We start from the raw sequence: 14496 nt of genomic DNA, 5'->3' as shown, positions 1-14496 counted from the left end.
GTCCGGCGGCGGCCGGGCAGCCCGCCGCCGGGGCTCCGACCGAGGGCCCCGCCGGGACGCCGGTCACGGACCCTGCCGGGGCTCCGGCCGCCGACTCTGCCGGGCCGCCGGCCACCGACCCTTCCGGGGTGCCGACCACAGCCCCCGACACCACGCCCGACGCTTCCCCCGTCACCGAGAAGGACACCTGATGAGCAGTGCCACCGACCGTGACCTCGACTGGCTGTTGGAGAACCTGCTGGCGGCGACCCCCGGCACCCGGCACGCCCTGGTGCTCTCCGCCGACGGCCTCAAGCTCTGCCACACCGCCGGACTGAGCACCGACCAGGCCGACCAGCTGGCCGCCATCGCCTCCGGTCTGCAGAGCCTGGCGCACGGCGCCTCGATCGAGTTCGGCGACGGCAGCGGCGGTGTGCGGCAGTCGATGACCGAGTTCCACGGCGGCATCCTGTGCATCGTGGCGGCCGGCGAGGGCGCGCACCTGGCGGTGGTCACGGACGACGACGCGGACGTCGGCGTGGTCGGCCACAACATGCACGGCCTGATCGAGCAGATCGGGGTCCACCTCAGCGCGCCCGCCCGGGCGGCGGAAGGCGAGGCCGCGCAAGAGAGCGCGGTCATATGAGCGCGCGGAGCGAGCGGACGGTCGAAGGAGTCGCGGGGGTCGCGGGGGCCGCGGGGGTCGACGCCCCCGCCGCGCGGAGCGAGGTGGGCGCATGAGTCCGGGGCCGGTGCTGCCGGGGCGCGACGACGACCCGGACCGCCTCTACACCATCACCCGGGGCCGCAGCCGTTCCCCGGAGAACGCCTTCGACCTGGTGACCCTGATCGTCGCCGAGCGGCAGCCGGCGCCCGGGATGCAGTCGGAGCACGCCCGGATCCTGCGGATGTGCGAGGCCCCGACCGCCGTGGTGGAGGTGGCGGCGGAACTGGCGCTGCCCGTCTCGGTGGTGAAGATCCTGCTCGGCGACCTGCTGGAGTCCGGGGCGGTCACCGCCCGCCACCCCCGGTTCGCGCCGAACAAGGCCCGGCTGCCCGACCTCGACACGCTGAAGCAGGTGCTGCATGGCCTTCAACAGCTCTGACGTCTCGGCCGCCGGCGGCGTCCGGACCGCTGTGGAGGCCCGGCCCGCCGGCGCCGTTCAGGCTGCCGCTGACGTCCGGCCCGCCGGTGCCCGCACCCCGCTGCGGGCGACGGCCGACAACGCGCTGAAGATCGTCGTGGTCGGCGGCTTCGGCGTGGGCAAGACCACCCTGGTCGGCTCGGTCAGCGAGATCCGTCCGCTGAACACCGAAGAGGTGATGACCGAGGCGGGCGAGGGCATCGACCCGGTCGGCGCCTGGGGCAAGCGCTCCACCACGGTCGCCTTCGACTTCGGCCGGATCACCCTTTCCGAGCGGCAGGTGCTGTACCTGTTCGGCGCGCCCGGGCAGGAACGTTTCTGGTTCCTCTGGGACCGCCTGTTCAGCGGCGCCCTGGGCGCGGTCGTCCTGGTGGACACCCGGCGCCTGGAGGACTCCTGGTACGCCATCGACCGGCTGGAGCACCACGGCACGCCGTTCATCGTGGCCCGCAACAACTTCGGCGAGCCGGGCCACACCCTGGAGCAGGTCCGCGAGGCGCTGGACCTGCCGGCCGAGGTGCCGCTGGTGGACTGCGACGCGCGCGACCGCGAGTCCGGCAAGCGGGTGCTGATCGCCCTGGTCCACCACCTGGCCGTCCTGGCCGGTGCCGACGGAGCCGTCCTGGCCGGTGCCGACGGAGGCGTCCCGGCCGGTGCCGACGGAGCCGTCCCGGCCGCTGCCGCCGGGGAGGACGAGACGGTCCCCGCCGCGCAGCCAGCCCCGGCAGGGCCCCGCACCGCGATCTACGAGGAGAGCACCCCGTGACCGAGCCCGCCGCCACCCCGCCCCCGGGCTGCCCGGCGCACGCCGGCGCCACGCCGCTGTACGGGCCGCGCTTCCAGACCGACCCGTCCCAGCTCTACCGCGAGCTGCGCGCCGCGCACGGCCCGGTCGCCCCGGTCGAGCTGGCCGGCGGCGTGCCCGCCTGGCTGGTCATCGGCTACCGCGAGCTGCAGCAGGTGACCGGCCGGCCGCAGCTGTTCGGCCGCGACTCCAGCCGCTGGCACGCCTGGGCGACGCTGCCCGCCGACTGGCCGCTGAAGCCGATGATGGCGCCCGTCCCCTCGATCCTCTACGCCGAGGGCGAGGAGCACGTCCGGCGTTCGCGCGCGGTCACCGACGCGCTGGCCGGGATCGACCCGTACGAGCTGCGCAAGCACGCGGAGGAGATCGCCGACGGTCTGATCGACGAGTTCGCCGGGCGCGGCGAGGCCGACCTGGTCGCCGAGTACGCGCACCGGATGCCGCTGCTGGTGCTGTGCCGGGTGCTCGGCCTGGACGAGGAGCAGGCGCCGCAGTTGATCGCGGCGCTGCTGGCCATGCTGGACGGCGGCCCGGACGCGCCGGCCGGCGCCCAACGGCTGCTGGAGCTGATGCTCGCGCTGGTGGAGGAGAAGGCCGAGTACCCGGGCGCCGACGTCGCCTCGCGGATGCTGGCGCACCCGGCCGGGCTGACCCACGACGAGGTGATGCGCGACCTGCGGGTGCTGCTGATCGCCGGCCACCAGCCGAGCTCGTACTGGATCTCCAACACGCTGCGGCTGATGCTCACCGACGAGCGGTTCGCGGCCTCGCTGGCCGGCGGCCGGCGCAGCATCAGCCAGGCGTTGAACGAGGCGCTCTGGGAGGACACCCCGACCCAGATCTTCGCCGGACGCTGGGCGGTCCGCGACACCCAGGTGGGCGGCCAGCGGATCGGCGAGGGGGACATGGTCCTGCTCGGCATCGCCGGGGCCAACGCCGACCCGGCGGTCCGGCAGCCGGACGGCCGCCCGGCGGAGGGCAACCGGGCACACCTGAGCTACTCGTACGGCGAGCACGGCTGCCCGTTCCCGGCCCAGGAGGCGGCCGAGGTGATCGCCACCACCGCGATCGAGGTGCTGCTCGACCGGCTGCCGGACCTGCGGCTGGCGGTGGCCGAGCACGCGCTGGTGTGGCGGCCGTCGGCCTGGGTGCGCGGGCTGGTGGCGCTGCCGGTCTCGTTCACCCCCGGCCACCCGGCCTGATCCACCCGCACCCGCCGTTCGAAAGAGCCGCGAAACCCCTCGAACGCCCTCGAAACCTCCGAAAGGCTTCGGCTGTTTTCGAACGGCTTCGAATGGCTTCGAAAGGCTTCGAGAGAGCTTCTCCAGAGCTTCGAAAGAGAGACGTCGATGACCGCTGCCCCGGCCCGAATCGCCCTCGACCCGCTGGCCCGCGACAACGCGGCCGAGGGCGCCCTGCTGCGGGCCGCCGGCCCGGTGGTGCCGGTCGAGCTGCCCGGCGGGGTCGCCGCCTGGGCGGTGACGCGGCACGCCGCCGCACGTGACCTGCTCACGGACGCCCGGCTCGTGAAGGACGCCGCGCACTGGGCGGCCTACCAGCGCGGCGAGGTCCCGAAGACCTGGCCGCTGATCGGCCTGGCGGTGCCCGGCCCGAGCATGGTGACCACCGACGGGGCCGAGCACCGCCGGCTTCGGGCACTGGTCGCGCAGGCCTTCACCCCGCGCCGGGTGGAGCTGATGCGGCCGCGCGTCGAGGAGATCACCCACGCGCTGCTGGACGCCCTGGCGGCGGGCGAGCCGCTGGTGGACCTCAAGACGGCCTTCGCCTTCCCGCTGCCGATGACGGTGATCTGCTCGCTGCTGGGCGTACCGGAGTCGGACCACGGCCTGCTGCGCGACCTGTACGAGCGGTTCTTCGGCATCAAGCCGAACCCGGAGGGCATCCAGGCGACCGTCGCCGGGCTGAACGCCTTCGTCAACGGCCTGGTGGCGCAGCGCCGTTCGGCTCCCGGCGAGGACCTGGCGAGCGTGCTGCTGGCGGCCGACACGGAGGGCGGGGCGCTGAGCGACGCGGAGGCGGCGGCCACCCTGCGGGTGATCATCGCGGCCGGCCACGAGACGACGGTGAACCTGATCGGCAACGCGGTGCGGGCCCTGCTGGCCCACCCGGACCAGCTGGAACTGGTGCGTTCGGGACAGGTGTCCTGGGACGCGGTGGTGGAGGAGTCGCTCCGCTGGACACCGCCGACCAGCAACTTCCTGTTCCGGTTCGCCGCCGAGCCCATACCGGTCGGCGAGGTGGTGATCCCGGCCGGCGAACCGGTGCTGGTCTCGTACAACGCGATCGGCCGCGACCCGCTCCAGCACGGGGTGACCGCCGAGGTCTTCGACATCACCCGGGACCCGTCCCGCCACCTGTCCTTCGGCCACGGCCCGCACGTCTGCCCGGGCTCCCCGCTGGCCCGACTGGAGGCGGGGGTCGCGCTGCCCGCGCTGTTCGAGCGCTTCCCGGGGCTGTCGCTCGCGGTGCCGGACGTGGACCTGAGGCCGAGCCCCTCGCTGGTGGTCAACAGTCTGCTGGAGCTGCCGGTCCGGCTTTTCTGACGTCCGGTCATATCGCAAGGCCCCGGCTGGATTTGCGGCGGATGTCCGGTTGGACGTTCGGCTGAACGTCCGGTCGGGGCCTTCGGCTTCCGGTCGCGGGTCACGGTCGGGACACCGGCTTGTGAAGGTCGAACGGGGACCTTGGCGGGGGGCGGCGGCTGCGTTAACGTCTTCGATCAGTCCGGCCGCCGTCCGCTCGTGATCCCGTTCCGCGATTCCGTTCCGCGATTCCGTTCCCGTGAACCTGTCCGCGATCCCCGTGTAGGCCCATCTCCGGTACAGCGCAATGTCGTTCAGCCCACCGTCGGCAGCATGCCCTGGCGAGGAGAACCGCATTGACCCTCAACCCGACCGCGCCGCAACCGAGTTCCCGCCGCCGTCTGGCCGCCGTGCCCGTCCTGGTGGCGGCACTGGCGCTGACCGCGGCCTGCTCCAACAGCTCCGGCGGTTCGGGTGGCGGCGGAGGCGGATCGGCCGCCTTGCTGTCCGGCGACTGCGCCAGGTATCAGCCGTACGCCGGACACTCGGGCACCACCGTGACGATGTTCGCCTCGATCCTGAGCCCGGAGTCGGACAACCTGGAGAAGTCCTGGGCCGAGTTCAGCAAGTGCACCGGGATCAGGATCAGCTACGAGGGCTCGAACGACTTCGAGTCCCAGCTGCCGGTCCGGGTCTCCGGCGGCAACGCCCCGGACTTCGCGATCATCCCGCAACCGGGCCTGCTGGCGCAGATGGTGAAGAGCGGCAAGGTGGTGAAGCCGCCCGCCCAGACCGTTGCCAACCAGGACAAGTGGAGCCCGATCTGGAAGATGTACGGCTCGGTCAACGGCACCTACTACGCGGCCCCGATGAGCGCCAACATGAAGTCCCTGGTCTGGTACTCGCCGAAGGCCTTCACGGCGGCCGGCTACGACGTGCCCAAGACCTGGACCGACCTGATGGCGCTCAGCGACCGGATCGCCAAGGCCGGGGGCGCCAAGCCGTGGTGCGGCGGCATCGCCTCCGGGACGGCCACCGGCTGGCCGGCCACCGACTGGCTGGAGGAGGTGGTGCTCGGCTCGTACGGCGGCGAGGTGTACGACCAGTGGGTCGGCCACCAGGTGAAGTTCTCCGACCAGAAGATCACCACCGCGATGAAGACGGTCGCCGACTGGATGCAGAACCCGGCCTGGGTCAACGCGGGCTTCGGTGACGTGAAGTCGATCGCCACCACCACCTTCCAGGACGCGGGCACGCCGATCCTGAGCGGCAAGTGCCTGATGCTCCAGCAGGCCTCCTTCTACGAGGCGCAGTGGCCCAAGGGCACCAAGGTCGGCCCGGACGGGGACGTCTTCGCCTTCCACCTGCCCGCGGTGAACCCGTCGGTCGCCAACCCGGTCGAGGGCGGCGGCGAGTTCCTGGCGGCCTTCTCCGGGCGGCCCGAGGTACAGGCGGTGCAGAACTACCTGTCCAGTTCGGACTGGGCGAGCAGCCGGGTGAAGACCGCGAGCGGCTGGGTCTCGGCCAACCAGGGCGTGGACAAGAGCCTCTACACCGACCCGATCGACAAGCTGTCGGCGGAGGCGCTGACGGACCCGTCGGCGACCTTCCGCTTCGACGGCTCCGACCTGATGCCGGCCGCGGTGGGTGCCGGGCAGGAGTGGAAGTCGCTGACCGCCTGGTTCGCCGAGGGGCAGTCGATCCAGAAGACCGCCGCCGACATCGACGCCGCCTGGCCGCAGTAGCCGGGCCGTCCGTCCTGCTCGGTTCCGGGACTGGTTCCGGGGCTGGTCTCGGAGCCGGAAGCGGAGTTGGAGTCGGAGTTGGAACCGGAGTTGGCCCTGGCCCCGGTTTCGGGCCTGGGCCCGGCGCCGGCCTCCGGGGCCGACACCGAGGACCCGGTTCCCGGGGGGCGGGCACACCGAGGACCACCTGTCGAGGGCGGTGCGGGGCCACCCACCCGCACCGCCCGCCCCCTTCCCACCACACCCGAAGGGAAGCGCAGCCATGTCCGTAACCGGATTCCCGTCACCCGTCGCCGAATCGGCCGCTGGGAGGCTGGTCACCGAGAACCTGGCGGTCGGCTCCTGGAACGACGCGGCGGTCAAGTTCGGCAACACCTTCGGCGCCGTCGCGGGCTTCCTGGGCATCCTGCTGGTGGTCTTCCTGGCCGCCGGTCGGGCCCGGGGCCGCCTGGCCCGGCCGCTGGCGGTCGCGGTGTTCCTCGGCCCGGCGGTGCTGCTGCTGGCCGTCGGCCTGGTCGTGCCGCTGGTCCGCACGGTCTACCTCAGCCTCCAGAACGACGACGGCACCCGGTTCGTCGGCGGTGAGAACTTCGGCTGGGCCCTCACCTCCGACTCGGTGCAGAAGGTGCTGGTCAACACGCTGCTCTGGCTGGTGGTCGCGCCGCTCGTGGCGACCGGGCTGGGGCTGGTGCTGGCGCTGCTGGTCGACCGGATGCGCGGCCAGTCGGTGTACAAGTCGCTGATCTTCATGCCGATGGCGATCTCGCTGGTCGGCGCGTCGATCATCTTCAAGTTCGTCTACGAGTCGCGCGGGCCGGGCCAGCCGCAGATCGGCCTGCTCAGCCAACTCGCCGTCGCCGTGGGCTGGGACGATCCGCCGAACTGGCTGCTCTCGCAGCCGCTGAACACCTTCCTGCTGATGGCGGTGATGGTCTGGGTGCAGACCGGCTTCGCGATGGTGGTGCTGTCGGCGGCGATCAAGGCGATCCCGGACGAGGTGGTGGAGGCGGCCCGGCTGGACGGCGCGAGCGGGGTGCGGCTGTTCTGGTACGTCACCGTGCCGATGATCCGCACCACGGTGATGGTCGTACTGACCACCGTCATGATCATCACCCTGAAGGCCTTCGACATCGTCCGCACCATGACCGGCGGCAACTTCGGCACCCAGGTGCTGGCCAACGAGATGTACTCGCAGTCCTTCGTGCAGTTCAACTCCGGCCGGGGCAGTGCCCTCGCGGTGCTCCTCTTCCTCGCGGTGCTGCCGCTGGTGGCCTACAACATCGTGCAGCTGCGGAAGGAGCGTGAGGTCCGGTGACCGGGACGGACGGCCGAGAGCGGCCGGCGAAGTCGGTGCGGTCGGTGAAGTCGGCGCGGTCGGCGCGGTCGGTGAAGACGGTGAAGACGGTGAAGACGGTGCAGCCGGTGCGGAAGGCTTTCAGTAGTCCGCTGGCCTCGGTGTTCGTGATCGCGATGACGGTCCTCTGGACGATCCCGACGCTGGGCCTGCTGGTGACTTCTCTGCGCCCCAAGCAGGACGTGACGGCCAGCGGGTGGTGGAACGCCTTCCTCCATCCGGACCTCGGCCTCGGCAACTACCACTCGGTGCTGTTCGAGGGCGGGTCCGGCGCCTCCACCGGCCTGATGCCCTTCCTGGTCAACTCGCTGGCGATCAGCGTCCCGGCGACGGTCTTCCCACTGGCACTGGCGGCGATGGCGGCGTACGCGCTGGCCTGGGTGCGGTTCCGGGGGAGCGACGCGGTCTTCTTCACGGTGTTCGCGCTCCAGGTGGTGCCGCTCCAGATGGCGCTCATCCCGCTGCTGCGGCTGTTCGCCGGCGGTGCGCACCTGGGCTCGCTGACGCTGATCCCGGCGGTGGATTTGAAGGGCAGCTACGCGCCGGTCTGGCTGGCGCACACCATGTTCGCGCTGCCGCTGGCGGTGTTCCTGCTGCACAACTTCATCGCCCAGCTGCCGCGCGACCTGATGGAGGCCGCGGTGGTGGACGGCGCCTCGCACTTCAAGATCTTCCGCTCGATCGTGCTGCCGCTGTGCACCCCGGCGCTGGCCTCGTTCGCGATCTTCCAGTTCCTGTGGGTCTGGAACGACCTGCTGGTGGCGCTGACCTTCGCGGGCGGCACACCGGAGGTGGCGCCGATGACGGTGCGGCTGGCGCAGCTGTCCGGCTCCCTCGGCGGGCGCTGGGAGCTGCTCACGGCCGGGGCGTTCCTGTCGATCATCGTTCCGTTGATCGTCTTCTTCAGCCTCCAGCGCTACTTCGTCCGGGGGCTGCTGGCCGGATCGGTGAAGGGGTAGCCAGGGGAGTCCTGTGGTGGTGAGGGCATTCTGAACACGTTCGAAACTGATTTTTGAACTTGTTCAGAATGGTCTACAGTCGGCAGCGGCCGGGCGTTGAGCGCGCCGGTCCGCGGACCGCCCGATGGGTGCCGTCCGCATGCCTGCCGACCACTGAGGGGGACTCATGCCAGGCCCGTCCACGCCTGCCCCGTCCGATTCGCCCGGTCCGACCGAGTCGGCCGACTCGACCTCGCCGGGGTCGACTGAGTCGCTCGATCCGACTGGGTCACCTGACTCGACTGGGTCGCCCGACTTGATCGCGCCGGGGGCGACTGGGTCGTCCGACTTGACTGGGTCGCCCGATCTGACCGGGTCGCCCGATCTGGTCACGCCGGGGTTGACCGAGTCTCCTGACCTGACTGGGGCACCTGACCTGACCGGGTCGCCCGATCCGGTCACGCCGGGATCGACTGAGTCACCCGACCCGACCAGGTCGCCCGATCCAGTCGCGCCGGGTCCGACCCAGTTGTCCAACCCGTACGACGCGTTCGACCCGTACGGTCCGTACCGCCCGGCGGGTACTCACCCGCAGAGCAGGCCGGGCCCGGGCCGGGCGCCCGGCGTGGCCGTGCCCTCGCCCCCCGCGTGGCTGGCCCCCAGCGCCCCCGAGCGCCGGGTGGGGGCCACCCCCAAGATCCTCCTGGCGGCCCTGCTCACCGGCCTGCTGACGGCCTGGCTGCTCTACGACGGCCTGGGGCCCAACCTGCTGCTGCTCGGCGCCGCCACCGCTGTCGGGGCGGGGATCGCAGCCCGGACGGCCGGGCGCCGGATCCGACCCTGGACGGCGGTGTGGAGCCTGCTCGCCCTCGCCCTGCTCGCCGTCCCGGCCCGGTGGGACGCCGGCTGGCCCGCGGTGCCGGCCGTGGTCGGTGCGCTGGCGCTGGCCTCGCTGGCGCTGCACGGCGGCCGTCGCTGGCCGGGTGTGCTGTTCCCGCTGCCCGGCATCGTGTGGCAGCTGGTGTCCTCGGTGGTCTGGGTCTGGGAGAGCATGGACCGGCGGCCGCTGCCCGGCCGCGACCGGATCGTCCCGGTGCTCAAGGCGCTCGGGGTCGCCGCCGCCCTGTTGACCGTCTTCGGCCTGCTGTTCGCCAGCGCCGACGCCGCCATGGCGGATCTGCTGGGCGGTCTCAGCCCGGATCTCGACCTCGACCAGCTCCCGGGGCGTGGCGCGTTGTTCGTGCTCGGAACGGTGACCGTGCTGGGCTTCGCGCATATGGCCGCCGGCCCGCGCCGCTGGGACCGTACGGTGATCCGGCCGGGCCGGGAGCGGCGGCGGCTGGAGTGGGCGCTTCCGCTGATCGCGCTGAACCTGATGTTCGGTGTCTTCGCGGTGATCCAGGCCGTGGTGGTGCTCGGCGGCGCGGACGCCGTGCTGAGCAACACGGGGATGAGCCGCTCCGAGTACGCCCGGCAGGGCTTCTGGCAGCTGAGCGTGATCACCGTGCTGACGCTGGTCGTGGTGGCGGTCGCCAACCGCTGGGCGCCGCGCACCACCGTGGCCGACCGCAGGGTGGCGCGGATCCTGCTCGGGCTGCTCTGCCTGCTGGCGCTGGCCGTGGTGGCCTCGGCGCTCGGCCGGATGTGGTTCTACGTGGACGCCTCCGGGCTCACCCGGCTGCGACTCTGGGTACTGGTGGTCGAGGTCTGGCTGGGCGCCGTCTTCCTGCTGCTGATCGCCGCCGGGCTGACCCGCCGTGCCGGTTGGCTGCCGCGCGTCGTCGTCCTCAGCGGGATGCTCACCGTCGCGGTCTACGGCCTGATGGGCCCGGACGCGATCGTCGCCGAGCAGAACGTCACCCGGTACGAGCAGGCGCTGCGGGACGACCCGCGCACCGCGGCCATCGACCTGCGCAACGTCCGCGGGCTCTCGGCGGACGCGGTACCCGCCCTGGACCGGCTCCCCGAGCCGCAGCGGAGCTGTGCGCTGCAGCTGATCGGGCAGGGCCTGGGGGCGGAGTCGAAGCCCTGGTACGCGACCAACCTCGCGGCCACCCGGGCCCGGGAGATCCTGGCGGAGCGGCCGCGGGTCGACTCGACGACGGTCGGCCGTACGGCCTGCGATCAGGCGGGGCTGGCGTCCGAGGCCTGGTAGGCCGTCCGAGGGTGGAGGCGGGGGCCGCGGACAGCGGTAGGGCCGGCCGGGAGCGTGCTGCTCCCGGCCGGCCCTTGGCGTCGTGCGGCGCCGGTCCGTCACCTACGGCGTCGGCGCGCGGTGGCGGTGGCGGCGTCGGCGCACGGTGACGGTGTCAGTGCATCGCGACGGCGGAGGAGCCGCTCGGCAGGTCGCTGGCCTTGGCCTTGATCACGAAGACCGCGACGAGCAGGGCGACCGCCGCGAGCGCGGCGCCCACGATGAAGCCGTGCGAAATGCCCTGGGTGAGCACGGTGTTCGCGGCGTCGGTGCCCTGCGGGAACTCGTGGTGCTGCTGGAGGTAGGCCAGCTGCTCAGGCTTCGCGCTCTCCATGAACTTCGGCAGCTGCACGGCGGCCTCGGCCGTGGCGTAGTGCGCGAAGACCGTGGTCAGGATCGACAGGCCGAGCGAACCGCCGATCTGCTGCATCGAGTTGAGCAGGCCGGAGGCGGCGCCGGTCTCCTCGCCCGGGACGCCCGCGACCGCGAGCAGCATCACCGGGACGAAGATCAGACCCATGCCGAAGCCGAACACCACCGTGGGGCCGAGGACCCCGTCCAGGTAGCCGCTGTCCTTGCTCATCTGGGTCAGCCAGGTGAGGCCGACGGTGACCAGCAGTGCGCCGCCCGCCATGAAGGGCTTCGGGCCGTACTTGGCTTGGAGGTTGGAGGCGATCTGCGCGGCGATGATGATCGCGACGCTGATCGGGAGGAAGGAGACGCCGGCCTTCAGCGGGCTGTAGCCGAGCGGGCCCTGCACGAACAGCACGACGTAGAAGAAGATGCCGAACATGGCCGCCGCCAGGCAGAGCATCATCACCAGGCCGCCGGTGCGGTTGCGGTTGGCGAACAGGTGCATCGGGGTGATCGGCTGGTCGGTGCGGCTCTCGACCACGAGGAAGGCGGCGAGCAGGATCGCGCCGGCCGCGAAGGAGCCGAGCGTGATGCCGTCCGACCAGCCGTCCGAGGCGGCCCGGATGAACCCGTAGACCAGGCCGACCAGGCCGAGCGTCGAGGTGAGAGCGCCGGGGAGGTCGAAGCGGCCCGGGTGGCGCTCGGACTCGGCGATGTGGCGCGGCGCGGCGATCGCGATCAGGATGGCGATCGGCACGTTGACGAAGAACACCCAGCGCCAGTTCAGGTACTCGGTGAGCAGACCGCCGGCCAGCAGGCCGATCGCGGCGCCGGAACCCGCCACCGCCGAGAACACGCCGAACGCGCGGTTGCGTTCCGGTCCCTCGTCGAAGTTGGTGGCGATCAGGGCGAAGGCGGTCGGGGAACAGATCGCGCCGCCGATGCCCTGGAGCGCGCGGGCGGCCAGCAGCAGGCTGCTGTCCTGCGCGAAACCACCGAGCAGTGAGGCCAGGCCGAACAGCAGGGTGCCGAAGATGAACACCCTTCGGCGGCCGAGGATGTCACCCGCTCGACCGCCGAGCAGCAGCAGCCCGCCGAAGGTCAGGGTGTAGGCGTTGATGACCCACGACAGGTCGGTGGTCGAGAAGCCCAGGGCGTCCCTGATGTGCGGCAGTGCGATGTTCACGATGGTCGCGTCGAGGACCACCATGAGCTGGGTGGCGGCGATGACGGTCAGGGTGATGCCCTTGCCCCGCCCCTGGTTCGTCCGCGGTGGTGGGTTCTTGCTGAGCGTGTCGGAGATAGCCACGAATGTGCCCCCTGCTGGCTATGTGCTCGGTGGTGCGGGGCCGGCGGAGTCGCCGGTCCGGGCATGGCACTGCGCCCTTGCGCAGGCCGAGAAGGAACGGGATCGTTCACTAAGCGGGACGATATCCTGGCCGTGATTGTGAACGCAAGCGTTCCTTAAGGGTGGTGGCGATGGAGCGGTTGGTGCGACGCCTGGTGGCGGACCGGTCCGGTCGGTTGCCGGGTGGTTCGGCGGGGCCGGCGCCCGGAGAGGCGGCTGTTCGGCCCGAGGTCCTCCGGCCTGAGGCCGTGCGGTCCGGGGCTGTCCGGTCCGGGGCCGTTCGACCGGGGGAGGAGGGTGTCGGGGTGGCGCCAGGGGGGTCGGGCGCCGGGCCGGGCTCGGGGCCGGGTGGCGAACCGGGCTTCTGTCCGGTGCGGGCCGCCCGCCAGGCGCTGACGCGGCCGGCGCGGCGCCGGGGGAAGGAACTGGAGAACGCGATCTTCGAGGCCGCCCTCGACCAGCTCACCTCCGGCGGATACGCGCGGCTCACCATGGAAGGGGTCGCCGGCGCGGCGCGGACCGGGAAGGCCGCGCTCTACCGGCGCTGGGCGTCCAAGGACGAACTCGTCATCGACGCCCTGGACGCCACTCTTCCACGCCCTTACGACACCCCCGACCTCGGGTCCGCGCGTGACGAACTCCACCGGCTCATCGAGGGGTTCACGCAGGCGATGGCCTCCCCGACGGGCTCCGCGCTCAACGCGCTGATGGGCGAGATCGACCAGGAGCGGGCCGAGGTCTTCAAGGCCTTCATCACCGACCGGGTCATCGAGCCGACCGCGCGGACCATCCTGGAGATCCTGCGTCGCGGTGCCGAGCGCGGCGACGTCCGGCCCGGTGCGGCCACCCCGCTGGTGGCCGACGTCATTCCGGCGGTGCTGCTCTACCAGGTCAAGATCCGCGGGCTGGAGAACATGGGGCCGGGGTTCGCCGGTCGGCTGGTGGACGAGGTGCTGGAGCCGATGATCCGGGCCTGAGGCGGTCGCTGCCGGGCCCGGGCACTGCCGGACCCGGTGCCTCCCCCGGACCCCTCCCTCCCGGGAGGCGGATTCGGCGGTCATGAGCGGGCTTAGGCTGGAGGCTGCCCCCGCTGAACGGATTACGCCATGCCCATCGTCCCCCCGACGCACTCCGTCGAACGCTCGCTCCGCCGGGCCGGCGCCAAGATCGTCGTCGGTCTCGACGAGGTCGGGCGCGGCGCCTGGGCCGGGCCGGTCACCGTGGGCGCGGCCGTCACCGGTCTGCGCAAGGCGCCGGAAGGGCTGACCGACTCCAAGCTGCTCACCGAGCTGCGCCGCCGCGCGCTCGCACCCGTCCTCGCCGACTGGGTCACCGCGTACGCGCTCGGGCAGGCCACCCCGCAGGAGTGCGACGAGCTCGGCATGACGGCGGCGCTGCGCCTGGCCGCCGTCCGCGCGCTGGAGGCGCTGCCGGTCGAACCCGACGCGGTGATTCTGGACGGCAAGCACGACTACCTCGGTGGACCCTGGCGGGTGCGCACGGTGATCAAGGGCGACCAGTCCTGTATCTGCGTCTCCGCCGCCTCGGTGCTCGCCAAGGTCCACCGCGACGGCCTGATGGCCGAACTGGGCGAGGGGTGCCCGGACTACGGCTTCGCCGACAACGCCGGCTACCCGTCCCCGGTGCACCGTGCCGCGCTGGAGGAGTTCGGCCCCACCGAGCACCACCGGCTCTCCTGGGCGTACATGGACGGACTGCCGAAGTGGCGCCATCTCAAGCGCGTTCGGGAGGGTGCGGGCGACGGCCAGGGGTCCGCCGACGAACAGTTGACGCTCGGTTTCTGACGGTCCGTCTGGAATTGCCCCGGGAGGGGGCGGCAGGAGGCCGGTGCCCAAGGGGTGGGGTGCCCGTGCGCGTCCGACCGGCATTTGATAGATATCCGGGTATGCCTGTCTTCCCCGAGGAGCCGGAGATTCACGAGAGCCTCCCGGGCCCCGGCGTTCCCTTCCTCCGCGAGTCGGACGCACAAGCCCCCGCCACCGCACCCACCACCGTCGTCGCCCCGGCTCCGGTGCCCGGACCCCGTCCGGCGCCCCCGCGCCCGGCCCCGCCGCGCGCCGCCCGTCCGGG

The 14496-nt window shown here is 72.2% G+C and carries 12 protein-coding genes and 1 pseudogene; 12 read left to right on the top strand and 1 reads right to left on the bottom strand.

The genetic code is table 11. The features are described 5' to 3' along the window. The 10 genes and pseudogenes from AE652_RS48260 to AE652_RS19125 form a co-directional block, all read left to right on the top strand. Positions 1–191 (top strand): annotated as a pseudogene (locus AE652_RS48260) (hypothetical protein); the annotation flags it as partial. Next, positions 191–625, top strand: coding sequence for a roadblock/LC7 domain-containing protein (locus tag AE652_RS19165; protein WP_049653112.1), 435 nt, complete (start codon positions 191–193; stop codon positions 623–625). The pseudogene AE652_RS48260 and the gene AE652_RS19165, both read left to right, overlap by 1 nt. A 91-nt stretch (positions 626–716) precedes the next feature. After that, on the top strand, positions 717–1085 hold the full coding sequence (locus AE652_RS19160; protein ID WP_049653110.1) for a DUF742 domain-containing protein: 369 nt from the start codon (positions 717–719) through the stop codon (positions 1083–1085). Further along, complete coding sequence (locus tag AE652_RS19155) at positions 1066–1890, top strand: ATP/GTP-binding protein (protein ID WP_082345833.1); 825 nt, start codon at positions 1066–1068, stop codon at positions 1888–1890. Before AE652_RS19160 ends, AE652_RS19155 begins: the two co-directional genes overlap by 20 nt. Continuing rightward, complete coding sequence (locus AE652_RS19150) at positions 1887–3131, top strand: cytochrome P450 (RefSeq protein ID WP_049653108.1); 1245 nt, start codon at positions 1887–1889, stop codon at positions 3129–3131. Before AE652_RS19155 ends, AE652_RS19150 begins: the two co-directional genes overlap by 4 nt. A 147-nt stretch (positions 3132–3278) precedes the next feature. Further along, positions 3279–4493 (top strand): cytochrome P450, encoded by a 1215-nt coding sequence (locus AE652_RS19145; RefSeq protein ID WP_049653107.1) that lies wholly within the window; start codon positions 3279–3281, stop codon positions 4491–4493. A 335-nt stretch (positions 4494–4828) separates the two neighbouring features. Continuing rightward, a complete protein-coding gene (locus AE652_RS19140) occupies positions 4829–6217 on the top strand; it encodes an ABC transporter substrate-binding protein (RefSeq protein WP_049653103.1) in 1389 nt (462 codons plus the stop codon). 262 nt (positions 6218–6479) lie between these two features. Then, positions 6480–7532, top strand: coding sequence for a carbohydrate ABC transporter permease (locus tag AE652_RS19135; protein ID WP_082345832.1), 1053 nt, complete (start codon positions 6480–6482; stop codon positions 7530–7532). After that, positions 7529–8530 carry a carbohydrate ABC transporter permease gene (locus AE652_RS19130; RefSeq protein WP_234348440.1) on the top strand — a complete coding sequence of 334 codons (1002 nt, stop codon included), beginning with the start codon at positions 7529–7531 and terminating at the stop codon, positions 8528–8530. The genes AE652_RS19135 and AE652_RS19130 overlap by 4 nt, the downstream gene beginning before the upstream one ends. Before the next feature lie 508 nt (positions 8531–9038). Next, a complete protein-coding gene (locus AE652_RS19125) occupies positions 9039–10664 on the top strand; it encodes a DUF4153 domain-containing protein (protein ID WP_159028486.1) in 1626 nt (541 codons plus the stop codon). A gap of 154 nt (positions 10665–10818) precedes the next feature. On the opposite strand, the gene AE652_RS19120 is transcribed toward AE652_RS19125, so the two are convergent. After that, positions 10819–12366, bottom strand: coding sequence for an MFS transporter (locus AE652_RS19120; RefSeq protein ID WP_049653101.1), 1548 nt, complete (start codon positions 12364–12366; stop codon positions 10819–10821). Positions 12367–12710: 344 nt separating this feature from the next. Between AE652_RS19120 and AE652_RS19115 the strand changes: the two genes are divergently transcribed. Both AE652_RS19115 and AE652_RS19110 read left to right on the top strand, forming a co-directional pair. Beyond that, a complete protein-coding gene (locus AE652_RS19115; protein WP_159028485.1) occupies positions 12711–13382 on the top strand; it encodes a TetR/AcrR family transcriptional regulator in 672 nt (223 codons plus the stop codon). Between the two features lie 129 nt (positions 13383–13511). Beyond that, on the top strand, positions 13512–14210 hold the full coding sequence (locus AE652_RS19110) for a ribonuclease HII (RefSeq protein ID WP_049653099.1): 699 nt from the start codon (positions 13512–13514) through the stop codon (positions 14208–14210). Positions 14211–14496 lie beyond the last annotated feature (286 nt).

The organism is Kitasatospora sp. MY 5-36, assembly GCF_001182915.1.
GTDB lineage: Bacteria > Actinomycetota > Actinomycetes > Streptomycetales > Streptomycetaceae > Kitasatospora.
Note: the sequence above shows the minus strand (reverse complement) of the source record. Positions and strands in the feature narration are given on the sequence as shown.

What these genes read in the sequence shown, in the direction of transcription:
- AE652_RS19165 (WP_049653112.1), top strand. Translation starts at nt 191, where the DNA reads ATGAGCAGTGCCACCGACCGTGACCTCGACTGGCTGTTGGAGAACCTG.
- AE652_RS19145 (WP_049653107.1), top strand. Translation starts at nt 3,279, where the DNA reads ATGACCGCTGCCCCGGCCCGAATCGCCCTCGACCCGCTGGCCCGCGAC.
- AE652_RS19160 (WP_049653110.1), top strand. Translation starts at nt 717, where the DNA reads ATGAGTCCGGGGCCGGTGCTGCCGGGGCGCGACGACGACCCGGACCGC.
- AE652_RS19135 (WP_082345832.1), top strand. Translation starts at nt 6,480, where the DNA reads ATGTCCGTAACCGGATTCCCGTCACCCGTCGCCGAATCGGCCGCTGGG.
- AE652_RS19155 (WP_082345833.1), top strand. Translation starts at nt 1,066, where the DNA reads ATGGCCTTCAACAGCTCTGACGTCTCGGCCGCCGGCGGCGTCCGGACC.
- AE652_RS19110 (WP_049653099.1), top strand. Translation starts at nt 13,512, where the DNA reads ATGCCCATCGTCCCCCCGACGCACTCCGTCGAACGCTCGCTCCGCCGG.